This is a genomic window from Variovorax sp. GW822-FHT04E09, assembly GCF_058800845.1.
The window spans coordinates 830108-851664 of record NZ_JBXAMR010000001.1 but is presented as its reverse complement, the minus strand read 5'-3'; the positions used below and the strand labels follow the sequence as shown (position 1 = coordinate 851664).

Sequence of the window (21557 nt, the reverse complement as noted above, 5' to 3'; positions counted from 1 at the left end):
GTCAGGACTTCACTTTCACTTCGACGCGGCGCGCTTCCGAGGCCGGGCCGTCGGCCTGCGACTGCTCGGGCTTGGCGAGTTCGATCTTGTCCTCGGGCGCGCCCGCCGCCTTGATGGCGTCGCGCACGGCCATGGCGCGCTGCTTGGCCAGTTCGGCGTTCTTGGCCGGGTCGCCGCTGGCGTCGTGGTAGCCGCTCACCAGCACGGTGCCGCCGCTCTGCACGGCCTTGATGACATCGGACAGCGCCTCCTTGGCGTTGGGCGCGACCTCGGCGCTGGCGCTCGCGAAGTAGAACTTCACGATGCCGTTCTCGACCTTCACCGCCGCGGCTTCGGTGGCCCCCACGGCCGCCGAGGCGAGGGTGGCGGCCGGCGTGGCCGCCGGTGCCATCGCCGCAGGTGCGGTGGCTGCAGGCGGCGTCTCGACCTTGGTCGGCACGGCTGCTGCCGCATCGCCGGCGTGGAACTTGACCACCAGCGGCACGATCAGCAGCGCCACGATGTTGATGATCTTGATCAGCGGATTCACCGCCGGGCCGGCCGTGTCCTTGTACGGGTCGCCCACGGTGTCGCCGGTGACCGCCGCCTTGTGCGCCTCGGAGCCCTTGCCGCCGTGGTGGCCGTCTTCGATGTACTTCTTGGCGTTGTCCCACGCACCGCCGCCCGTGCACATGCTGATGGCGACGAACAGGCCGGTGACGATGGTGCCCATCAGCAGGCCGCCCAGCGCCTTCGGTCCGAGCAGCAGGCCGACCAGGATCGGCACCACCACCGGCAGCAGCGAGGGGATCATCATTTCCTTGATGGCCGCGCCGGTCAGCATGCCCACGGCCTTGCCGTACTCGGGCTTGCCGGTGCCTTCCATGATCCCGGGGATCTCGCGGAACTGGCGGCGCACTTCTTCCACCACCGCACCGGCCGCGCGGCCCACGGCTTCCATGGCCATCGCGCCGAACAGGTAGGGGATCAGGCCGCCGATGAACAGGCCCACGATCACCATCGGGTCGCTCAGGTTGAAGCTGATGTTCAGCCCGAAGCTTTCCAGCTTGTGGGTGTAGTCGGCGAACAGCACCAGCGAGGCCAGGCCGGCCGAGCCGATCGCGTAGCCCTTGGTGACGGCCTTGGTGGTGTTGCCGACCGCGTCGAGCGGGTCGGTCACGGCGCGCACGCTGTCGGGCAGCTCGCTCATTTCGGCGATGCCGCCGGCGTTGTCGGTGATCGGGCCGTAGGCGTCCAGCGCCACCACGATGCCGGCCATGCTCAGCATCGACGTGGCGGCCACCGCGATGCCGTACAGGCCGGCCAGCGAGTACGAGGCCAGGATCGCGATGCACACGAAGATCACCGGCCAGGCCGTCGAACGCATCGACACGCCCAGGCCCGCGATGATGTTGGTGCCGTGGCCGGTGGTCGAGGCTTGTGCGATGTGCTGCACGGGCTTGTACTGCGTGCCGGTGTAGTACTCGGTGACCCACACCAGCGCGGCCGTGAGCGCCAGGCCCACGAAGCAGGCGCCGAACAGCTTCAGCTGGCTGCCGCTGGCGGCAATGGCGTTGTCCGGAATGATCCAGCTGGTCACGAACCAGAACGCGATCAGCGACAGGATGCCCGCCACGGCCAGGCCCTTGTAGAGCGCCGGCATCACGTTGACCATGCCCGGCGACGCCTTCACGAAGAAGCAGCCGATGATCGACGCGATGATCGACACGCCGCCCAGCGCGAGCGGGTACAGCACCGCGTCCAGCGGCGCCGCCGTGACCATCAGCGCGCCCAGCACCATGGTGGCGATCAGCGTCACCGCGTAGGTCTCGAACAGGTCGGCCGCCATGCCGGCGCAGTCGCCGACGTTGTCGCCCACGTTGTCGGCGATCACCGCGGGGTTGCGCGGGTCATCTTCCGGAATGCCGGCCTCGACCTTGCCCACCAGGTCGGCGCCGACGTCAGCGCCCTTGGTGAAGATGCCGCCGCCCAGGCGCGCGAAGATCGAGATCAGCGAGGAGCCGAAGGCAAAGCCGATCAGCGGATTGAGGATGGCCGCAAGGCTGTGGTCCGCCTTCGGCGCACTGCCGGCCAGGAACCAGTAGAAGCCCGTCACGCCCAAGAGGCCCAGGCCCACCACCAGCATGCCGGTGATGGCGCCGCCGCGAAACGCCACGTCGAGCGCCGGGCCGATGCCCTGGGTCGCGGCTTGCGCCGTGCGCACATTGGCGCGCACCGACACGTTCATGCCGATGAAGCCGCAGGCGCCCGAGAGCACCGCGCCGACCACGAAGCCGACGGCCGTGGTCAGGTCGAGGAAGAGGGCGATGAGCACCGCGAGCACCACGCCGACCACCGCGATGGTGGTGTACTGCTTGGCGAGGTAGGCCGAGGCGCCGGCCTGGATGGCCGCGGCGATTTCCTGCATCCGGGCGTTACCCGGGTCCTTGGCGAGAATCCAACTTCGGGCCCAGAAACCGTAGCCCACGGCCACCAGGCCGCAGACGATGGCAAGAATCAGGGGGGTGTTGCCGCTCATGCTTTGCTTCTCCATTCGTTCGTTGTGACTTGTGGAGACGGACAGCCTGGGCCCTGCGCGCAACGCGTACGGGACCATGTTCTCCGCCGCGTTGCTTCCTCGAAGCTCGCTGCACCGAAGGTGCGGAGCCGATTGGCCAACGCTTGCAATTTACAGGCAAAAACACACACGCGTGCGACCGGCCCGTGACACGGAAAGTAAACTCCGGGTTTGTCCCCATCCGTCTCATACTTTTCAACTACTCGAAAAACGTCATGTCCTTCGACAAAGTCTCCCCCGGCAAGAACGTCCCCGACGCCTTCAATGTCGTGATCGAAATCCCGATGAACGCCGACCCGATCAAGTACGAAGTCGACAAGGAATCGGGCGCGATCTTCGTGGACCGCTTCATGACGACGGCCATGTACTACCCCGCCAACTACGGCTACGTGCCGCAGACCCTGTCGGGCGACGGCGACCCGGTCGACGTGCTGGTGATCGCCCCGTACCCGCTGCTGCCGGGCGTGGTCGTGCCTTGCCGCCCCCTGGGCATCCTGATGATGGAAGACGAAGCCGGCGTCGACGGCAAGGTGCTGGCCGTGCCCACCGACAAGGTGCTGCCGATCTACAGCCACTGGAAGTCGGTCGACGACGTGAACCCGATGCGCCTGAAGGCCATCAGCCACTTCTTCGAGCACTACAAGGACCTGGAAGCCGGCAAGTGGGTCAAGGTGCTGGGCTGGGAAGGCATCGACGCCGCCAAGAAGGAAGTTCTCGACGGCATCGCCGCGTACAAAAAGTAATTTTTTCTTTCGCTTGAAAGAAACGGCCTGGATGCTCCGGGCCGTCAGCCCCGGACCGCATCCCCGGCCAGCCGCATCCATTCGCGGTTGACGCCTCGCGCATGCGCATTCCAGTGGCGCGCCGCCTGCTGCAGCTCGTTCCAATGGCGCTGCGCGCCGGCGGTGTCGCCTTGCTGCGCCAGCCACGCGATGTAGCGGGCGCGCGTTTCCACCGTGTTGTACGTGCTCAGCGCCGCCTCGAAGGCTTCGCGCGCTTCCGGCGTGCGGCCCTCGGCGGCGAGCGCGCGGGCGTTCAGCACGGCGACCTCGTCCTTGCGGTAGTCGTCGCGCGTGGCGCGCAGGCTCTGCAGTGCCTGCGAGGCTTCGCGGGCCGAGGCCGGGCTGCCTTCGGCGACCAGGGCGCTGGCCAGGCCGAACTGCAGCTCGGGGTCGGAAGCGAAGGGGCCTTTCAGCGCGTCGCGGTAGTGCCCGACGGCATCGGCTGCCTGGCCGCGGTCCAGCGCGGCCTTGGCCAGGCGCAGCTTGTTCTGCGCCGTGGGCGCCAGGTCGTAGGCCTCGGCGGCGGCGCGGTATTCGCGCTCGGGGTCGATGAAGCCGATGGCCGCGTTCGCCACCTTGCCCGCGGTGCGCTGCATGCGCGAGGCCGGCAGGTACTCGACCACGAAGTACACGATGCTGCCGAGCAGCGGAAAGCTGAAGAGGATGATGAGCCAGTACATCTGCTTGCCGTGGCGCATGGCATGCACGGCGAAGTACAGCGCGATGAGGATGTGCAGTCCCAGTCCGACGAATGGCATCGGTGCTCCCTGTGTGTTGTGTGTGGTTGTTTGAGTGCCGGGCGGCTTTATAGCAGCCCCCGGCGCTCCCGCGCCGCTCAGGTCGCCTTGAACGGGCTGCGTTCGCCGAGGTGGTCCATGTAGTTCTCGATGCCCGCGCCTTCGCGCTCGAGGAAGCGCTCGACGGCATCGGCGAACGACGGGTGCGCGAGCCAGTGAGCGCTGGTGGTGCGCACCGGCATCAGCGCGCGGGCCATCTTGTGCTCGCCCTGCGCGCCGCCCTCGAAGCGCACCGCGCCGTGCGCGATGCACCAGGCGATGGGTTGGTAGTAGCAGGCCTCGAAGTGCAGGCAGTCGACGCGCTCCAGCGCGCCCCAGTAGCGGCCGTAGGCCACCAGCGGCTGGGCCTCGTCGGTAGAGAGCGCGATCAGGCTGGTCGCGACGGGGCGCCCGTCGCGCTCCGCCACGAACAGCAGCCACGCCTCGGGCAACGTGTCGGCCATGCGCTGGAAGAAGTCGCGCGTGAGGTAGGGTGGGTTGCCGTGCTCGCGGTAGGTGCGCTCGTAGCAGCGGTAGAAGAAATCCCAGTCGGCGGCGGCAATGTCGGTGCCGCGCGACCAGCGGAAGCTGACGCCGGCCTCGGCGACCTTGCGGCGCTCCTGGCGGATCTTCTTGCGCTTGTCGTGCGAGAGGCTGGCGAGGAAGGCGTCGAAGTCTGTGTAGCTCGGCTGCGTGTTCGTCCAATGGAACTGCACCGTATGGCGCCGCATGAGCCCGGCTTCGGTGCACGCGGCGATGTCGGCGTCGGCGCCGAACAGCAGATGCAAAGACGAAAGTTCCTGTTCCTTGCAGACCGCCACCAGCGCCTGCACCAGCAGCGTGCGGCTTGGCGCGTCGCGTGCCAGCAGCCGGGCGCCGGGCACGGGCGTGAAGGGCGCCGCCACCACGGCCTTCGGGTAGTAGGCGAGCCCGTGCTGCTCGTAGGCGTTGGCCCAGGCCCAGTCGAAGACGTACTCGCCGTAGGAATGGTCCTTGAGGTAGAGCGCGCAGGCGGCTTCGAGCACCTTGCCGCGCCAGAGCGTGACGAACTGCGGCGTCCATCCGCGCTCGGGCGAGGCGCTGCCGCTGTCGTGCATCGCCGCGAGGTATTCGTGGCGCATGAAGGGCGAGGGCTCGGGCTGCGCGGCGAGCAGGGCGTTCCAGGCTTGCGGGTCGATGTCCGACGGCGACGCCAGAACCCGAATGACATAATCGTTCAAGCCTTTTTCTTCCTTCTGTATGACGCTCAAGCTCGCCATCGCGCAACTCAATTTTGTGGTGGGCGACCTCGTCGGCAATGCGCAGAAGATCGTCGGCGCCGCACGCGAGGCCTACGCGCAAGGCGCGCGCCTTCTGCTGACACCCGAACTCTCGATTGCCGGCTACGCGGCGGAGGACCTGTTCCTCCGTCCCGCCTTCACCGAAGCCTGTGATGATGCCGTGAAAGGCATCGCCGCCGCGCTGGCCGATCTCAAAGACATGGTCGTGGTGGTGGGGCATCCCAGCGGCGGCAGCCTGCGCAGCCGATCCGTGGCCGTGCAGCTGCGCCACAACGCGGCCAGCGTCCTCAAGGAAGGCCGCATCCTCGAGACCTACGCCAAGCGCGAACTGCCGAACTACCAGGTGTTCGACGAGCGCCGCTACTTCACGCCGGGGCAGGGCACCTGCGTGTTCGAAGCGGGCGGCGTGTCGGTCGGCTTGCTGATCTGCGAGGACGCCTGGTTCGACGCGCCGGCCGAGCTGGCGCGCGCCGGCGGTGCCGAGGTGCTGGCGGTGATCAACGCCTCGCCGTACCACGTGGGCAAGGAAGGCGAGCGCGTGGCGCGCATGGCCGACCGCGCACGCGCCGTGGGCCTGCCGCTGGTCTACGCGCACCTAGTGGGCGGGCAGGACGAGGTCGTGTTCGACGGCGCCTCCTTCGCGCTGCAGGCCGACGGCGCGCTGGCCGCGCAGGCCGAGAGCTTTCGCGAGCGGCTGGTCTTCATGGAGCTCGCGCGCGGGGCGCAGGGCGGCGTCGCCGTCGTGGCCGACCCGTCAGCCATCGCCGCGCCGCGCGACGCCGAGGCGCAGCTGTGGGACGCGCTGGTGCTCGGCGTGCGCGACTACATCGGCAAGAACGGTTTTCCGGGCGCGATCCTGGGGCTGTCGGGCGGCATCGACTCGGCGCTGGTGCTCGCGATCGCAGTGGACGCGCTGGGCAAGGACAAGGTCCGCGCGGTGATGATGCCGTCGCCCTATACGGCCGACATCAGCTGGATCGACGCGCGCGACATGGCCGGCCGGCTGGGCGTGCGCTACGACGAGATTTCGATCAAGGACACCTTCGAGTCCTTCAAGGCCGCGCTGGCCGGGGAGTTCGCGGGCCGGCCGGAAGACACGGCCGAGGAGAACATCCAGGCCCGCATCCGCGGCACGCTGCTCATGGGGCTGTCGAACAAGTTCGGCGCCATCGTGCTGACCACCGGCAACAAGAGCGAGATGGCCACCGGCTATTGCACGCTCTACGGCGACATGGCGGGCGGCTTCGCGGTCATCAAGGACCTGCTCAAGACCACGGTGTTCGCGCTGGCGCGCTGGCGCAATGCCCACGACCCGTACGGCACCGGCGCGGCGCCGATTCCCGAGCGCATCATCACGCGCCCCCCGAGCGCCGAGTTGCGCCCCGACCAGACCGACCAGGACAGCCTGCCGCCCTACGATGTGCTGGACGGCATCCTGGCACGCTACATGCAGGACGATGAAGGCATCGACGAGATCATTGCCGCGGGCTACGACCGCGCGGTGGTCGAGCGGGTTGCGCGGCTCATCAGGATCAACGAATACAAGCGGCGCCAGGCGCCCGTAGGCATCCGGGTCACCCACCGAAGCTTCGGCAAGGATTGGCGTTACCCTATCACCAGCAAGTTCAACGAAACCGCCGGAGCACAAAAACCATGAAGCAGATCACCGCCATCGTCAAACCCTTCAAGCTCGAGGACGTGCGCGAAGCCCTCGCCGAGGTGGGTGTCACCGGCCTCACGGTGACCGAGGTCAAGGGCTTCGGCCGCCAGAAGGGCCACACCGAGCTGTACCGCGGCGCCGAGTACGTGGTCGACTTCCTGCCCAAGATGAAGGTCGAAGTGGTCGTCAACGAGAGCGACGTGGAGCGCTGCATCGAGGCCATCGTGAGCTCGGCGCGCACCGGCAAGATCGGCGACGGCAAGATCTTCGTGACCGAGGTGGAGCGCATCGTGCGCATCCGCACCGGCGAAGAAAACGAAAACGCAGTTTAAAAGCTCGCCCCCAGGCTGCGCGCACTTCGTGTCGCTACGCCAACCCCCTACCGGGGGCAACACCAGAGGCCCGGCGAAGCCGGTTCCTCGGTGTTCGCTGGAATGGGACGGGGCCCGGTCAGAGGTTCTCTGAAAGGCGGTCGTCGCGGGGGTGCAGGGGGACTTCGGCACGCAGCGCGGTCAGCAGCTCAGGCACGTCGGTGCCGGTGCGCACCAGGTCCATCTGCCATTCACCCATGAAGCCCTCGCGCACGCTGTGCGCCAGGAAGCCCAGCAGGCCGTCGTAGTAGCCGGCGGTGTTGAGGATGCCGGTCGGCTTGTCGTGGTAGCCGAGCTGGCGCCAGGTCCAGATCTCGAACAGTTCTTCGAAGGTGCCGATGCCGCCCGCCATCGCGAGGAAGGCGTCGGCGCGCTCGCCCATCATGGCCTTGCGCTCGTGCATGGTGTCCACCACGTGCAGCTCGTCGCACAGGGGATTGGCCAGTTCCTTGTCGACCAGGGCCTTGGGGATGATGCCGACGACGCGGCCGCCGGCCTGGCGGGTGGCCTCGGCCACCGTGCCCATCAGGCCGGTGCGGCCGCCGCCGTAGACGAGCTGGCCGCCGTGGCTGCCGATCCATTGGCCCACGGCCTGGGCGGCCTGGGAAAACTCGGGGCGCTCGCCGGGGCGCGAGCCGCAATACACGCAAATCGAAAATTCAGGGGTCATCCTGCGATCATGCCGCAGGCGGCGGACCCGCTCATGACACGAAGCGTTGCCACAGGGCCGCGGCCCAGATGCCGCCGCACAGCGTGAGCGACAGCAGGACGGCGGCGCTGCCCATGTCCTTCGCGCGCTTGGAGAGGTCGTGCCATTCGGGGCCGATGCGGTCGATGGCGGCTTCCACCGCCGTGTTGAGCAGCTCCACGATCATCACGAGGACAGCGCTGCCGGCGAGCAGCGCCACCTCGACCCAGCTGCGCCCGAGCCAGAAGGCGGCCGGGATCATCAGCATCGACAAGATGGCTTCCTGGCGGAACGCCGGCTCGCTCCAGCCGGCGCGCAGGCCGTGCAGCGAGATCAGGGTGGCATGCCAGACGCGCTCGAAGCCCTTGCGGGCCTTCTGCGGGTTCACGGCGGGGTCGGGCAGGGCACTCATTGGCGGCTCATCGGCTTGGAGGTGATGAGCCGCGTACCGGCCCAGGCGTCGTGCCAGAACTGGCGCTCGGGGTGAAAACGGGCCAGCAGCGCCCAGATGGCGACCCAGCCGAAGATCAGCACGGTCGATTCGCCGCCCGACAGCTTGAACGGGGCGATGGCGGCGAGCGGCGGCAGGAACCAGATCCAGCTCAGCAGGTAGCGCGCCAGTGCGCGGCCCTGGGTGACGGGGCGGCCGTGGCGGTCGACGATGCGGATGTTCCAGGTCTTCATGGCCAGCGTCTGGCCTTTGGCCCAGAACCAGACGAAGTAGACGCCGAACACCACGAAGAGGAAGGCCTGCAGCAGGTGCCGCCGTTCGTCCATGGCGTCGCGCATCTGGCCCAGCGTGCTGAACAGCCAGCCGGACACGAACACGACCGCGAACAGCAGCATGCCCTCATAGAGCCAGCAGGCCATGCGCCGCCACAAGCCAGGCACCGCGGGAGCGTTGGGGGTGGATGAAGAGGGCGAGGCGGACTGGCCGGGTCCCGAGGCCTCGGGCGAACTGGAAACCATCGAAACCTTCGGTCAGGGGGCGGAGGACGAGGCCGCGGGTGCCGTGGCCGCGGACGGCGCCGGCACCTGGGCCTCGGCGGGCACCGGCGGCGGCGTGAGGCTGCTCGGTGCCGACGCCGCTGGAGCGACGACGGTGCTGGCCGGCATGGCAGGGCGTTCCACGGCGGCAGGCGGCGTCGCCGGCGAACTCACCACGATGGCCGACGGCGGCAGCACGGGCGTGGGGGGCGTGGCCGGCACGATGCGGGGCGTGTGCTGTCCGGGCGGTGTGACGGCCGGCACAGGCACGAGTTTTTGCGACGAGACCGGGCGCACTGGCAGGGCGGCGCCGCGGGGCTTGGGCGGGGCACTCTCGGCGAGCTTGCGTTTTTCTTCTTCGCTCAGCGCCTGGTACTGCTCCCACTTGAGCTTGCGCTCGTCGGCAGGCACGCGCTTGACCTCGGCGAAATTCAGGCGGGCCTGGGCGCGCTGCTGGTTGCTCAGCGCCGCCCATTCGATCATGCGGCTGTGCAGCGTGACCTGGTCGTCGGCGGGCATGTTCGCGTAATTGCGCGACAAGGCCAGCCACTTGCGCTTCTGGCCGGCGTTCAGCGTGTTCCAGTGCGAAGCCAGCGGCTTCAGGGCGTGCTGCTGCTCATTGCTCAGTTCGTTCCACAGGGGCTTGGTCGTGGCGACGGCCTTGGGGCTTGACGCGCCATTGGTGGCTGCGGCGTGCGTGGCGGGCTTGGCGGCTTCGGGCAGCGTCTGTGCATCGGCCAGCGTCAGGCCGAAGGCGGCGGCTGCCAGCGCGCCCGCCCAAACGACGGCGCCCGCCGGGAGCGGGCGCAACGGAAGCAGGGCTTTCGCACGGGAAACGGAGCGGCGTCGCATTCGGTCGGGCAAGGTGTTCAGTCGGAGGCGCTGTCGGACTTCAGGAATTGGGCGAAGCCGGGATCGGTGTAGGCGGCGGGCGGCAGGTCGCCCGTCAGCAGGGCCGAGTCGACCTCGGCGAGTTCGCTGGCGCGGTCGTCGTCCTGCAGCACGCTGATGGTGATCAGGCCGGCCACCAGGGCGATGAGAGGTACCACGGAACCGATGCGGGTCCACCAACTGCCGCCCAGTGTGACCGTGTGGCCCGACTGGACCGCGACGGGCGCCGTGCGCAGCTGTGGCGCCTGCTTGCGCGCGGCGACGGCCTGCGAACGGGCAACGCGCAGACGCTCGCTGATGTCGTGCGGCAACGCTTGATTGCCGTCCGACAGCCGGGCCGCCAGCCGTTGGCCGAAGCGGTCTTCTGCTGCGCTGGATTGAGAGGTTGGAACCTTAGTGTTCATAGCGATATTCCCTTGGCCTTGAGCGCCTTGCTCAGAGCGTGGACAGCTCGCGAACAATGGGTTTTGACGCTGCCCTCGGAGCAGCCCATTGCGGCGGCCGTCTCTGCGACGTCCATTTCCTCCCAGTAACGCATCAGGAAAGCCTCGCGTTGACGGCCGGGCAAAGCCGCGATCTGTTCTTCGATTTCGTGAAAGACCTGGCTGCGGCGGGTGGTGTCTTCGGCGCTCTCCGATTCTCTGGAGTCGGTTGGCGAGACGAAGTTCTCCAGCAGGTCGAAATCTTCGCCGTTGTCGGCCGGTTCGAAGTCGCTCAGGTTGGAAAAAAGGGCGCGGCGGGTCTTCTGGCGGCGGAACCAGTCGAGCGTGCAGTTCGACAGGATGCGCTGGAACAGCATCGGCAGTTCCTCGGCAGGCTTGTCGCCGTAGTGCTGGGCCAGCTTCATCATGCTGTCCTGCACGATGTCCAAGGCCGCTTCTTCGTCCCGCACGTGATAGACCGAGCGCTTGAAGGCCCGTCGTTCGACGTTTTTCAGGAAGTCGGAGAGTTCGTGTTCAGTAGCCAAATGAGAAGGGGCGGCGGGGCGCGCCGCGTGGGGAGGATGTTTGGCGAACGCTCATGTTTTTATGCCGCGGATTATGCCTTTGTGCCAAGACAGGGCACCTGAAGCGAGTCTGAACGCGCCGGTAGTGTCATAATCCGCCTTGCAAGTCAAAAGGCAAACGGGTCACGGTCCGGCGGAACATCAGTCCGCTCATGGCTTTGGCCTCAAGTCCTGGCGCGGCCCCACAAGGGCTGGCAAGGGGCACCCAAGGTTTTTCGTTCCCGAAAAAACACAAAGGTTGATCATGGAAATCTCGAAGGCGGAACTCGCTTCCGCAGCAGCCGCGTCCTCTGGCGCCGGCAACACCACGCAAGAACTCATGGGCGCTGAAGTGCTGGTCAAGGCACTGCAGGCCGAAGGCGTCCAGTACATCTGGGGCTACCCGGGCGGCGCGGTTCTCTACATCTACGACGCGTTCTACAAGCAGGACACCATCCAGCACGTGCTGGTGCGCCACGAACAGGCCGCCGTCCACGCTGCCGACGGCTATGCGCGCGCCACCGGCGAAGTCGGCGTGGCACTGGTGACCTCCGGTCCCGGCCTGACCAATGCGGTCACCGGCATCGCGACGGCGTACATGGACTCGATCCCGATGGTGATCATCTCCGGCCAGGTGCCGACGGCCGCCATCGGCCTGGACGCCTTCCAGGAATGCGACACGGTCGGCATCACGCGCCCCATCGTCAAGCACAACTTCCTCGTCAAGGATCCGAAGGATCTGGCCATGACGATGAAGAAGGCCTTCCACATCGCACGCAGCGGCCGTCCCGGCCCCGTGGTGGTGGACGTGCCGAAGGACGTGTCTTTCAAGAAGATCCCGTACAGCGGCTATCCCGACAAGGTCGAGATGCGCTCGTACAACCCGGTGCGCAAGGGCCACGGCGGGCAGATCCGCAAGGCGCTGCAACTGCTGCTGGCGGCCAAGCGCCCCTACATCTACACCGGCGGCGGCGTGCTCCTGGGCAACGCCACGAACGAACTGCGCACGCTGGTCGACATGCTGGGGTACCCCGTCACGAACACGCTGATGGGCCTGGGCGCCTATCCGGCGAGCGACCGCAAGTTCCTGGGCATGCTGGGCATGCACGGCACCATCGAAGCCAACAACGCGATGCAGAACTGCGACGTGCTGCTGGCCGTGGGCGCGCGCTTCGACGACCGCGTGATCGGCAACCCGAAGCACTTCGCGCAGAACGAACGCAAGATCATCCACGTCGACATCGACCCGTCGAGCATCTCCAAGCGCGTGAAGGTCGACATCCCGATCGTCGGCGACGTGAAGGACGTGCTCACCGAGCTCATCTCGATGATCCGCGAGAGCACCACCAAGCCTGACGCCGGCGCGCTGGCCGACTGGTGGAAGACCATCGAAAGCTGGCGCTCGCGCGACTGCCTCAAGTACGACCGCGACAACAAGGATGTGATCAAGCCGCAGTTCGTGGTCGAGACCCTTTGGAACATGACCAAGGACGCCGACACGTACATCACGTCGGACGTCGGCCAGCACCAGATGTGGGCCGCCCAGTACTACCGCTTCGACGAGCCGCGCCGCTGGATCAATTCGGGCGGCCTGGGCACCATGGGCGTGGGCATTCCCTACGCCATGGGCATCAAGCTCGCCAAGCCCGATTCGGAAGTGTTCACCATCACCGGCGAAGGCTCGGTGCAGATGTGCATCCAGGAGCTGTCGACCTGCCTGCAGTACAACACGCCGATCAAGATCTGCTCGCTCAACAACCGCTACCTGGGCATGGTGCGCCAGTGGCAGGAGATCGAATACTCCGGCCGCTACAGCCACAGCTACATGGACGCGCTGCCCAACTTCGTGAAGCTCGCCGAGGCCTATGGCCACGTCGGCATGCTGATCGAGCGTCCACAAGACGTGGAGCCGGCGCTGCGCGAAGCGCGCAAGCTCAAGGACCGCACGGTGTTCATGGATTTCCGTACCGACCCCACCGAGAACGTGTTCCCGATGGTCAAGGCCGGCATGGGCATTACCGAGATGCTGCTGGGTTCCGAAGATCTCTGATCCGGAACATTCGTTCGTTCAACCTCTACTGACGAATCTATTGCCCGCCAAGCCCGCGCATTACCGTGCACGGGGGAGGGCGGCGAAAAGAGGAGTCACGCCAATATGAAACACATCATTGCAGTGCTGCTGGAAAACGAGCCGGGTGCTCTTTCCCGCGTGGTGGGCCTGTTCTCGGCCCGTGGCTACAACATCGAATCGCTGACCGTCGCGCCGACCGAGGACGCAAGCCTCTCGCGCATGACCATCGTCACCAACGGCTCGGACGACGTGATCGAGCAGATCACCAAGCACCTGAACCGCCTCATCGAGGTCGTGAAGGTGGTCGACCTGACCGAAGGCGCCTACACCGAGCGCGAGCTCATGATGGTGAAGGTGCGTGCGGTGGGCAAGGAACGCGAGGAAATGATGCGCATGGCGGAAATCTTCCGTGGCCGCATCATCGACGTGACCGACAAGAGCTACACCATCGAGCTGACTGGCGATCACGGCAAGAACGACGCTTTCCTGGAAGCGATCGACCGCGGCGCCATCCTCGAGACGGTGCGCACCGGCGCCAGCGGCATCGGGCGCGGCGAACGCATCCTGCGGGTCTGACACCATGATTCGGAGCTCAGTCGCTGCCCGTTCGGGCTGAGCTTGTCGAAGCCTCCGCGCGAGCGGGGACTGCATTGAGCCCTTCGACAGGCTCAGGACGAACGGCACAACAACACACTGCAACTCGCTTATCTATCTGGAGAACATCATGAAGGTTTATTACGACAAGGACGCGGACCTGAGCCTCATCAAGGGCAAGACGGTTGCCATCATCGGCTACGGCTCGCAAGGTCACGCACACGCGCAGAACCTGAACGACAGCGGCGTCAAGGTCGTGGTCGGCCTGCGCAAGGGCGGCGCTTCGTGGGACAAGGTCGGCAAGGCCGGCCTGCAGGTCGCTGAAGTCGCTGACGCCGTGAAGTCGGCCGACGTCGTCATGATCCTGCTGCCCGACGAGCAGATCGCCGCCGTCTACAAGAACGACGTGGCCCCGAACATCAAGGAAGGCGCTTCGCTCGTCTTCGCGCACGGCTTCAACGTGCACTACGGTTTCGTGCAGCCGCGCGCCGACCTCGACGTGTGGATGGTCGCTCCCAAGGCTCCGGGTCACACCGTGCGCGGCACGTACACGCAAGGTGGCGGCGTGCCGCACCTGATCGCGGTGCACCAGGACAAGAGCGGCAAGGCGCGTGACCTCGCGCTGAGCTACGCCACCGCCAACGGCGGCGGCAAGGCCGGCATCATCGAGACCAACTTCCGCGAAGAAACCGAGACCGACCTGTTCGGCGAACAAGCGGTTCTGTGCGGCGGCACGGTCGAGCTGATCAAGGCCGGTTTCGAAACGCTGGTGGAAGCCGGCTACGCGCCCGAAATGGCGTACTTCGAATGCCTGCACGAACTGAAGCTGATCGTCGACCTGATCTATGAAGGCGGCATCGCCAACATGAACTACTCGATCTCGAACAACGCCGAGTACGGCGAGTACGTCACGGGCCCGCGCATCGTGACCGACGAGACCAAGAAGGCCATGAAGAAGGTCCTGCAGGACATCCAGACCGGCGAATACGCCAAGAGCTTCGTGCTCGAAGCCGCTGCCGGCCAGCCGGTGCTGATCAGCCGCCGTCGCCTGAACGCTGAGCATCAGATCGAAGTCGTCGGCGAAAAGCTGCGCGCGATGATGCCCTGGATCAAGAAGAACAAGCTGGTCGACCAGACCCGCAACTGATCTTCAGAGGCAAGAGCCAACGGGGTGCTTCGGCACCCTGTTTCGGAGGGCCACCCGTCGCGGTGGCCCTTTTGTTTGAAGGGGAGCGCACAGGTCCCCTGAACTACACTGCGAAGCATGCGATTCACAGACCAAGATGCTATCGAATGGATAGCTGACCGGGCAGTTCCCACGAGGGGCGGAGGCCAATTCAATGCATGACGACACCGTCCCCGACGACGCGCAGCCGCGCAAGCGTCGCAAGGGCATCTACATCCTGCCGAACCTGTTCACGCTGGCGGCGTTGTTCGGCGGCTTCTACTCGGTCGTGATGGCCATGAACGCGCGCTTCGACCTGGCCGCGCTCGGCGTCTTCGCCGCGATGGTGCTCGACAGCCTCGATGGGCGCGTGGCCCGCATGACCAACACACAGAGCGCGTTCGGCGAGCAGATGGATTCGCTGTCCGACATGGTGTCGTTCGGCGCCGCGCCCGCGCTCATTGCCTACGAGTGGTCGCTCAAGGGCCTCGGACGCTGGGGCTGGATCGCCGCCTTCGTGTACTGTGCCTGCGCCGCGTTGCGGCTCGCGCGCTTCAACGTCAACACGGGCGTGGTCGACAAGCGCTGGTTTCAGGGCCTGCCGTCGCCGGCGGCCGCGGCGCTCGTGGCGGGCTTCATCTGGCTCGTGAACGAATGGGGCAAGCGTGGTGGCGAGGTGCTGTACCTCTCGTGGACGCAGATCACCTGGGTCACTTTCGCCTTCACGCTGTACGCGGGCCTCACCATGGTGACCAATGCGCCGTTCTACAGCTTCAAGGACATCCAGATGAAGAAGAGCGTGCCCTTTGTCGTGATCGTGCTGATCGCACTGGGCATCGCAGTCATCAACATCCATCCGCCGACGGTGCTGTTCAGCCTCTTCGTGGCCTATGGCCTGAGCGGCTACGTGGTGTACGCATGGCGCAAGGCCAAGGGCCAGCCGGTGAGCGTGATCAGCACCTCGACCGAAGAGCCCGACGAGCGGGGGCTGCACAACTGAAGAAGCCCCGGGCCTTCACAGGCCCGCGAAGGCTGTGCTACATTCGCAACCCTCATGACCAAGATTTCGTTGCTGGCCCTACTAGCCCTCCCTCACGGGCGGAGACGGTAGCGCACGCGCTAATCCCTCATCACGGCCCGTTCGCACCAGCAACGGGCCGTTTGTCTTTTGGGGTTGCTGGTTGAGTTCCAACCATCACAGAGAAATCGACATGCTCAAGCAACCTCAAGCCAAATACCGCGCATTCGCCCCGATCGGTCTCAAGGACCGCACCTGGCCCGATGCCGTGCTGACGAAGGCCCCGATCTGGCTGTCGACGGACCTGCGCGATGGCAACCAGGCCTTGGTCGAACCCATGGACATCGCGCGCAAGATGCGCATGTTCGAAACCCTCGTGGCCATCGGCTTCAAGGAAATCGAAGTCGGCTTTCCCTCGGCGTCACAGGTTGAATTCGACTTCGTGCGCAAGCTCATCGAAGAAGACCGCATTCCCGATGACGTGACGATCCAGGTGCTCACGCAGGCGCGCGACCACCTCATCGAACGCACCTTCGAAGCGTTGCAGGGCGCGCCGCGCGCCATCGTTCACCTCTACAACGCCGTGGCTCCGGTGATGCGCCGCGTGGTGCTCGGCATGGACGAGGACCAGATCGTCGAACTCGCGAGCAGCCATGCCCGCATGTTCAACGACTTCGCCGCAAAGCAGCCGAACACGAAGTGGACCTTCCAGTACTCGCCCGAAATGTTCTCGGGCACTGACGTGGTCTTCTCCAAGCGCGTGGTCGACGCGGTCACCGAAGTCTGGGCACCGACGCCCGAGCGCAAGTGCATCGTCAACCTGCCCACCACGGTGGAGCATTCCACGCCGAACATCTTCGCGGACATGATCGAGTGGATGCACCGCAACCTCGCGCGCCGTGATTCCATCGTGCTGTGCGTGCATCCGCACAACGACCGTGGCACCGGCACCGCAGCCGGCGAACTGGCCTTGATGGCCGGCGCCGAGCGCATCGAAGGCTGCCTCTTCGGCAACGGCGAGCGCACCGGCAACCTCGACCTCGTGAACGTTGCGCTCAACCTCTACACGCAGGGTGTCTCGCCCGAGCTCGACTTCTCGAACATCGACGAGATCCGCGCCACGGTCGAGCACTGCAACCAGATTCCCGTACACCCGCGCCATCCGTACGTCGGCGACCTCGTCTACACCTCGTTCTCGGGCTCGCACCAGGACGCGATCAAGAAGGCGTTCGCCGCGCGCAAGGACGGCGACATCTGGGACATTCCGTACCTCCCCATCGACCCGAAGGACGTAGGCCGCAGCTACGAAGCCGTGATCCGCGTGAACAGCCAGTCGGGCAAGGGCGGCATGGCCTACCTGCTCGAGAGCGAGTACGGCCTCGAGATGCCGCGCCGCCTGCAGATGGAATTCATGCAGGTCGTGCAGCGCGTGATGGACGTGGGCGGCAAGGAGCTCACCGCCGCCGACCTCTGGCAGATCTTCGTGAACGAATACGGCATCGAGACCGCCAAGGCCTTGCAGCACCGCGTGATCCAGGAAGAAGGCGAGGGCGCCGAGGCCACGGTGGTACTGCGCGGCGACCTGCCGTGGGACGGTGAAACGCGCGCCATCGAAGGCCGCGGCAACGGACCGATCGACGCCTTCACGCAGGCGCTGAGCCAGGCCACCGGCCACACGGTGCGCGTCATGGACTACCACCAGCACGCCATCGGCGCAGGCGCCGACGCCAAGTCGGTGGCCTACCTCGAGCTGCGCGTGGACGAGTCGCAGACCCTGTTCGGCGTCGGCATCGACGCGAACGTGATCTCGGCCTCGCTGAAGGCGATCGTGTCGGGGGTGCAACGGGCCAGGGGCCGGGGCGCGCGCAGCGCACAATCGGTGGCTGAAGTCGCCTGACGCACCGGCACCAGCCGCACGCAAGGTGGGAACGAACCAAGGAGATCCACGATGACCGACCAACTCATTATTTTCGACACCACCTTGCGCGACGGCGAACAGTCGCCCGGCGCCTCGATGACGCGCGACGAAAAATTGCGCATCGCCAAGCTGCTGGAGCGGCTCAGGGTCGACGTCATCGAAGCCGGCTTTCCGGCCAGTTCGAACGGCGACTTCGAGGCCGTGAAGGCCATCGCCAACGCGATCAAGGACTCGACGGTGTGCGGCCTGTCGCGCGCCAACGACCGCGACATCGCGCGCGCGGCCGAAGCCCTGAAGGGCGCGGCACACGGGCGCATCCACACCTTCATCGCGACCTCGCCGCTGCACATGGAAAAGAAGCTGCGCATGTCGCCCGACGAGGTGCATGAGCAGGCCAAGCTGGCCGTGCGCTTCGCGCGCAACCAGATCGCCGACGTGGAGTTCAGCCCCGAAGACGGCTACCGCAGCGACCCGGACTTCCTGTGCCGCGTGCTCGAAACCGTGATCAACGAGGGCGCCACCACCATCAACGTGCCCGATACCGTCGGCTACGCCATTCCTGAGCTGTACGGCAACTTCATCAAGATGCTGCGCGAGCGCATTCCCAACAGCGACAAGGCGATCTGGTCGGTGCATTGCCACAACGACCTGGGCATGGCCGTGGCGAACTCGCTGGCTGGCGTGAAGATCGGCGGCGCGCGCCAGGTCGAGTGCACGATCAACGGCCTGGGCGAGCGCGCGGGCAACTGCTCGCTCGAAGAAGTGGTCATGGCCGTGAAGACGCGCAGGGACTACTTCGGGCTCGACCTGAACATCGACACCCAGCACATCGTGGCCGCCAGCCGCATGGTCAGCCAGACCACCGGCTTCGTGGTGCAGCCCAACAAGGCCGTGGTGGGCGCCAACGCGTTCGCGCACGCTTCGGGCATCCACCAGGACGGCGTGCTCAAGGCGCGCGACACCTACGAGATCATGCGGGCCGAAGACGTGGGTTGGACCGCCAACAAGATCGTGTTGGGCAAGCTCAGCGGCCGCAACGCTTTCAAGCAGCGCCTGCAGGACCTGGGTGTGACGATGGAAAGCGAAACCGAGGTCAACGCCGCGTTCGCGCGTTTCAAGGAGCTGGCCGACCGCAAGTCCGAAATTTTCGACGAGGACATCCTGGCGCTGGTCAGCGCGGAAGAGCTGTCGCACGTTGGTGAACAGTTTGCTTTCGTCTCTCTCTCCCAGCACAGCGAAACCGGCGAACGGCCCCAAGCCAAGATCGTGTTCACGGTCCAGGGCAAGGAAGTCACCAGCGAATCCGACGGCAACGGGCCGGTCGATGCGTCCCTCAAGGCCATCGAGGCCCACGTCAAGAGCGGCGCCGAGATGGTTCTTTACTCTGTAAACGCCATCAGCGGCTCGACGGAAAGCCAGGGAGAAGTTACAGTCCGGTTACAAAACGCAGGGCGGGTGGTCAACGGTGTGGGTGCAGACCCCGACATCGTGGTCGCTTCGGCAAAGGCTTATTTGAGTGCGCTCAACAAGTTACAGAGCCAAGCTGAGAGAGTGGCGGCACAAGGTTAGGTTTTCAGGCGTTCCTTGGTATTCGAATGAAGAAGAGGATGCAAGTAACTGATATTGCGTGTCTTTTTTGATTTCGATACACTGCGGTCCTCGTTTGTTGCCGCTGGAGATTTATTGATGCCTGAAACCCGTCTACGTCGAGTTTCCATCCAGCGGTTCCTACCCGCCTTCAAGTTCCTCGCCGTGGCGCTGTGCGCCTCGGCGTTTTTGCTGCCTGGCGCCCAGGCCGCGAAGAAGGAAAAACCCGCTGCCGCCAAGTCCGCCGTCGCCAAGAAGGCGAAGGCCCCCGCCGAGGCCAAGCAACGCAATGCGTCCGCTTCCAAGGTGGCACGGGGCGGTCGCGCCGAGCAGGCCGACAAGGTCGTGCGCGGCGGCCGCAATGTCGTGGCCACCATCCACAAGAAGAACGGCAAGACCGTCGTCGCCGTGCAGCGCCGTTCGGTGGTGCGCGTCGAGACGCCGGCTCGCCAGTCCTTCGGCCAGATGGCCGGCCTGCACAGCACCGACGACGCGCTCGACCTGAAGTCGAGCGTCGCCCTGGTGATCGACCAGGACACCCACGAGGTGCTGTTCAGCAAGAACGACCACGCCGTGCTGCCGATCGCTTCGCTCACCAAGCTCATGACCGGTCTGCTGATCAGCGAGGCCCATCTGCCGAACGACGAACTCATCACCATCACGCAAGACGACGTCGACACCGAAAAGGGCAGCCGTTCGCGCCTGACCGTCGGTACCACGCTGTCGCGCGGCGAGCTGCTGCACCTGGCGCTGATGTCCAGCGAAAACCGCGCAGCGCACGCACTGGGCCGCACCTACCCGGGCGGCCTCACGACCTTCGTGAGCATCATGAATGCAAAGGCCCGCATGCTCGGCATGAAGGACACGCGCTACGTGGAGCCCACGGGCCTGTCCAGCCGCAACCAGTCGAGCGCACAAGACCTGGCGCTGCTGGTCAACGCGGCCTATTCCGACGCCACCGTGCGTTCGCTGTCCACGTCGCCGGAATACCAGGTCGAAGTCGGTAACCGCGTGCTGCAGTTCAACACCACCAACCGCCTCGTGAAGAGCCCGGAATGGGACATCGGCCTGCAGAAGACCGGCTACATCTCCGAAGCCGGCCAGTGCCTCGTGATGCAGGCCAAGGTGGCCGGGCGCAAGCTGATCATGGTGTTCCTGGATTCGGCCGGCAAATTCAGCCGCATCGCCGATGCCGAGCGGGTTCGCCGCTGGGTTGAGGCCACGCACGCCGTGTCGGGACCGCGCGGCTTCCAGGTCGCCGGCTGAGATCGGTTGAACGGGGGGCCTTCAGCGGCCTGCCTGCAGCCCTCGTGGAGGGCCAACCGGCTGACTCGCCGGGATAGAGAGGAAAAGAGTCGAAAGCAAACGGGCGCTCAGGCGCCCGTTGTCACGTTCGCGCCCGACGCAGGCGTTGCGGCCATGCCGTCCTTGAAGCCCAGCGCGCCCGAGATTTCATTGGCGGTCGCCTGCAGCTTGGGCAGCCAGCCTTCGTCGAGGCGATCGGCCGGGGCCGAGATCGACAGGCCCGCCACCAGCTTGCCCTGGTCGTCGTAGATGCCGGCGGCCATGCAGCGCACGCCCAGCTCCAGTTCTTCGTTGTCGCGGGCGATGCCGTACTGACGCGCCTTCGACAGCTCGCGCTCGAGCGCGGGCAGCTGGGTGATGCTGTTGCGGGTGTGGCCGGCCAGGCCGGTGCGCGTGGCGTAGCTGCGCACGCGCTGCGGATCGTCGGCGGCCAGGAACAGCTTGCCAGTCGAAGTCAGGTGCAGGGCGGCGCGGCCGCCGATGGCGCGCACCACCTGCATGCCCGAACGTTCGCTGTAGGCGCGCTCGATGTACACGATCTCGTCGCCTTGGCGCATGCTGAGGTTGACCGGCTGCTGCGTAAGCTTGTGCAGCTCGCGCATCGGGCCCAGGGCCGCGTCGCGCACGTTCAGCCGGCCCTTGACCAGGTTGCCCAGCTCCAGCAGGCGCATGCCGAGGCGGTAGCTGCCGGCTTCGGGGCGGTCGACGAAACGACCGACCGCGAGGTCATTGAGGATGCGGTGCGTGGTCGACGGGTGAAGCCCCGTCTTTTCGCTGATTTCCTTCAGCGAGATCGCTTCTTCGCGCGAGGCCAGGACGTCGATCAGCGAGAACATGCGCTCGATGACCTGGATGACGGGAGTGGCGGGAACGTCGGATAGGTTTTTTCTCATGGCGCAATGCGGTGATGACCGTGCGCCAT

Annotated in this window: 20 protein-coding genes; 10 read left to right on the top strand and 10 right to left on the bottom strand. The window is 66.0% G+C overall.

The window, feature by feature from the left end:
• Nucleotide 1: 1 nt before the first annotated feature.
• Nucleotides 2-2518 (bottom strand): sodium-translocating pyrophosphatase, encoded by a 2517-nt coding sequence (locus AC1RL8_RS04055; RefSeq protein WP_492683968.1) that lies wholly within the window; start codon nt 2516-2518, stop codon nt 2-4.
• 254 nt (nt 2519-2772) lie between these two features.
• On the opposite strand from AC1RL8_RS04055, the gene ppa reads away from it, so the two are divergent.
• Nucleotides 2773-3300 (top strand): inorganic diphosphatase, encoded by a 528-nt coding sequence (gene ppa / locus AC1RL8_RS04050; RefSeq protein WP_007834256.1) that lies wholly within the window; start codon nt 2773-2775, stop codon nt 3298-3300.
• Nucleotides 3301-3344: 44 nt separating this feature from the next.
• Here the strand turns inward: ppa and AC1RL8_RS04045 are convergent, their stop codons facing one another.
• Together AC1RL8_RS04045 and AC1RL8_RS04040 are read right to left on the bottom strand one after the other, a co-directional pair.
• Nucleotides 3345-4097, bottom strand: a complete 753-nt coding sequence (locus AC1RL8_RS04045) for a hypothetical protein (protein ID WP_062481428.1) — start codon at nt 4095-4097, stop codon at nt 3345-3347.
• A 77-nt stretch (nt 4098-4174) separates the two neighbouring features.
• Complete coding sequence (locus AC1RL8_RS04040; RefSeq protein WP_492683967.1) at nt 4175-5335, bottom strand: GNAT family N-acetyltransferase; 1161 nt, start codon at nt 5333-5335, stop codon at nt 4175-4177.
• A 19-nt stretch (nt 5336-5354) separates the two neighbouring features.
• On the opposite strand from AC1RL8_RS04040, the gene AC1RL8_RS04035 reads away from it, so the two are divergent.
• Both AC1RL8_RS04035 and AC1RL8_RS04030 read left to right on the top strand, forming a co-directional pair.
• Entirely contained in the window at nt 5355-7052 is a 1698-nt protein-coding gene (locus tag AC1RL8_RS04035) for an NAD+ synthase (protein WP_492683966.1), read from the top strand.
• Nucleotides 7049-7387, top strand: a complete 339-nt coding sequence (locus AC1RL8_RS04030) for a P-II family nitrogen regulator (RefSeq protein ID WP_056580191.1) — start codon at nt 7049-7051, stop codon at nt 7385-7387. The genes AC1RL8_RS04035 and AC1RL8_RS04030 overlap by 4 nt, the downstream gene beginning before the upstream one ends.
• Nucleotides 7388-7505: 118 nt before the next feature.
• Here the strand turns inward: AC1RL8_RS04030 and AC1RL8_RS04025 are convergent, their stop codons facing one another.
• From AC1RL8_RS04025 to AC1RL8_RS04000, 6 genes are read right to left on the bottom strand one after another with little or no spacing between them, the layout of a single operon-like run.
• Nucleotides 7506-8096, bottom strand: coding sequence for an LOG family protein (locus AC1RL8_RS04025; protein ID WP_492683965.1), 591 nt, complete (start codon nt 8094-8096; stop codon nt 7506-7508).
• Nucleotides 8097-8127: 31 nt separating this feature from the next.
• Complete coding sequence (locus AC1RL8_RS04020; protein ID WP_119552011.1) at nt 8128-8526, bottom strand: diacylglycerol kinase; 399 nt, start codon at nt 8524-8526, stop codon at nt 8128-8130.
• The gene (locus AC1RL8_RS04015) at nt 8523-9083 is read right to left on the bottom strand and encodes an RDD family protein (protein ID WP_095745526.1); all 561 of its coding nucleotides are present in this window, start codon (nt 9081-9083) and stop codon (nt 8523-8525) included. The genes AC1RL8_RS04020 and AC1RL8_RS04015 overlap by 4 nt, the downstream gene beginning before the upstream one ends.
• A 12-nt stretch (nt 9084-9095) precedes the next feature.
• Entirely contained in the window at nt 9096-9911 is an 816-nt protein-coding gene (locus AC1RL8_RS04010) for a DUF3106 domain-containing protein (protein ID WP_492683964.1), read from the bottom strand.
• A 59-nt stretch (nt 9912-9970) separates the two neighbouring features.
• On the bottom strand, nt 9971-10396 hold the full coding sequence (locus AC1RL8_RS04005) for a DUF3619 family protein (RefSeq protein ID WP_062478060.1): 426 nt from the start codon (nt 10394-10396) through the stop codon (nt 9971-9973).
• Entirely contained in the window at nt 10393-10959 is a 567-nt protein-coding gene (locus AC1RL8_RS04000) for an RNA polymerase sigma factor (protein ID WP_062478063.1), read from the bottom strand. Before AC1RL8_RS04000 ends, AC1RL8_RS04005 begins: the two co-directional genes overlap by 4 nt.
• A gap of 283 nt (nt 10960-11242) precedes the next feature.
• Between AC1RL8_RS04000 and AC1RL8_RS03995 the strand changes: the two genes are divergently transcribed.
• From AC1RL8_RS03995 to AC1RL8_RS03965, 7 genes are all read left to right on the top strand, one after another.
• Nucleotides 11243-13027 carry an acetolactate synthase 3 catalytic subunit gene (locus tag AC1RL8_RS03995; protein WP_062478065.1) on the top strand — a complete coding sequence of 595 codons (1785 nt, stop codon included), beginning with the start codon at nt 11243-11245 and terminating at the stop codon, nt 13025-13027.
• 105 nt (nt 13028-13132) lie between these two features.
• Complete coding sequence (gene ilvN / locus AC1RL8_RS03990; protein ID WP_062478068.1) at nt 13133-13624, top strand: acetolactate synthase small subunit; 492 nt, start codon at nt 13133-13135, stop codon at nt 13622-13624.
• 148 nt (nt 13625-13772) lie between these two features.
• Nucleotides 13773-14789 (top strand): ketol-acid reductoisomerase, encoded by a 1017-nt coding sequence (ilvC, locus tag AC1RL8_RS03985; RefSeq protein ID WP_062478069.1) that lies wholly within the window; start codon nt 13773-13775, stop codon nt 14787-14789.
• Nucleotides 14790-14982: 193 nt separating this feature from the next.
• Entirely contained in the window at nt 14983-15807 is an 825-nt protein-coding gene (gene pssA, locus AC1RL8_RS03980) for a CDP-diacylglycerol--serine O-phosphatidyltransferase (protein WP_062478071.1), read from the top strand.
• Nucleotides 15808-16018: 211 nt separating this feature from the next.
• A complete protein-coding gene (gene leuA / locus AC1RL8_RS03975) occupies nt 16019-17722 on the top strand; it encodes a 2-isopropylmalate synthase (protein WP_139704127.1) in 1704 nt (567 codons plus the stop codon).
• Nucleotides 17723-17773: 51 nt separating this feature from the next.
• On the top strand, nt 17774-19312 hold the full coding sequence (locus tag AC1RL8_RS03970; RefSeq protein WP_492683963.1) for a 2-isopropylmalate synthase: 1539 nt from the start codon (nt 17774-17776) through the stop codon (nt 19310-19312).
• 117 nt (nt 19313-19429) lie between these two features.
• On the top strand, nt 19430-20596 hold the full coding sequence (locus AC1RL8_RS03965) for a serine hydrolase (protein WP_095950197.1): 1167 nt from the start codon (nt 19430-19432) through the stop codon (nt 20594-20596).
• A gap of 107 nt (nt 20597-20703) precedes the next feature.
• Here AC1RL8_RS03965 and AC1RL8_RS03960 read toward each other — a convergent pair whose 3' ends face one another.
• Nucleotides 20704-21528 (bottom strand): IclR family transcriptional regulator, encoded by an 825-nt coding sequence (locus tag AC1RL8_RS03960; RefSeq protein ID WP_070060913.1) that lies wholly within the window; start codon nt 21526-21528, stop codon nt 20704-20706.
• Nucleotides 21529-21557 lie beyond the last annotated feature (29 nt).

What these genes read in the sequence shown, in the direction of transcription:
- AC1RL8_RS04015 (WP_095745526.1), bottom strand. Translation starts at nt 9,083, where the DNA reads ATGGTTTCCAGTTCGCCCGAGGCCTCGGGACCCGGCCAGTCCGCCTCG.
- AC1RL8_RS04020 (WP_119552011.1), bottom strand. Translation starts at nt 8,526, where the DNA reads ATGAGTGCCCTGCCCGACCCCGCCGTGAACCCGCAGAAGGCCCGCAAG.
- AC1RL8_RS04045 (WP_062481428.1), bottom strand. Translation starts at nt 4,097, where the DNA reads ATGCCATTCGTCGGACTGGGACTGCACATCCTCATCGCGCTGTACTTC.
- ilvN (WP_062478068.1), top strand. Translation starts at nt 13,133, where the DNA reads ATGAAACACATCATTGCAGTGCTGCTGGAAAACGAGCCGGGTGCTCTT.
- AC1RL8_RS03965 (WP_095950197.1), top strand. Translation starts at nt 19,430, where the DNA reads ATGCCTGAAACCCGTCTACGTCGAGTTTCCATCCAGCGGTTCCTACCC.
- pssA (WP_062478071.1), top strand. Translation starts at nt 14,983, where the DNA reads ATGCATGACGACACCGTCCCCGACGACGCGCAGCCGCGCAAGCGTCGC.
- AC1RL8_RS04055 (WP_492683968.1), bottom strand. Translation starts at nt 2,518, where the DNA reads ATGAGCGGCAACACCCCCCTGATTCTTGCCATCGTCTGCGGCCTGGTG.
- ppa (WP_007834256.1), top strand. Translation starts at nt 2,773, where the DNA reads ATGTCCTTCGACAAAGTCTCCCCCGGCAAGAACGTCCCCGACGCCTTC.
- AC1RL8_RS03995 (WP_062478065.1), top strand. Translation starts at nt 11,243, where the DNA reads ATGGAAATCTCGAAGGCGGAACTCGCTTCCGCAGCAGCCGCGTCCTCT.
- AC1RL8_RS04035 (WP_492683966.1), top strand. Translation starts at nt 5,355, where the DNA reads ATGACGCTCAAGCTCGCCATCGCGCAACTCAATTTTGTGGTGGGCGAC.
- AC1RL8_RS04005 (WP_062478060.1), bottom strand. Translation starts at nt 10,396, where the DNA reads ATGAACACTAAGGTTCCAACCTCTCAATCCAGCGCAGCAGAAGACCGC.
- leuA (WP_139704127.1), top strand. Translation starts at nt 16,019, where the DNA reads ATGCTCAAGCAACCTCAAGCCAAATACCGCGCATTCGCCCCGATCGGT.
- AC1RL8_RS04025 (WP_492683965.1), bottom strand. Translation starts at nt 8,096, where the DNA reads ATGACCCCTGAATTTTCGATTTGCGTGTATTGCGGCTCGCGCCCCGGC.
- AC1RL8_RS04030 (WP_056580191.1), top strand. Translation starts at nt 7,049, where the DNA reads ATGAAGCAGATCACCGCCATCGTCAAACCCTTCAAGCTCGAGGACGTG.
- AC1RL8_RS03970 (WP_492683963.1), top strand. Translation starts at nt 17,774, where the DNA reads ATGACCGACCAACTCATTATTTTCGACACCACCTTGCGCGACGGCGAA.
- AC1RL8_RS03960 (WP_070060913.1), bottom strand. Translation starts at nt 21,528, where the DNA reads ATGAGAAAAAACCTATCCGACGTTCCCGCCACTCCCGTCATCCAGGTC.
- ilvC (WP_062478069.1), top strand. Translation starts at nt 13,773, where the DNA reads ATGAAGGTTTATTACGACAAGGACGCGGACCTGAGCCTCATCAAGGGC.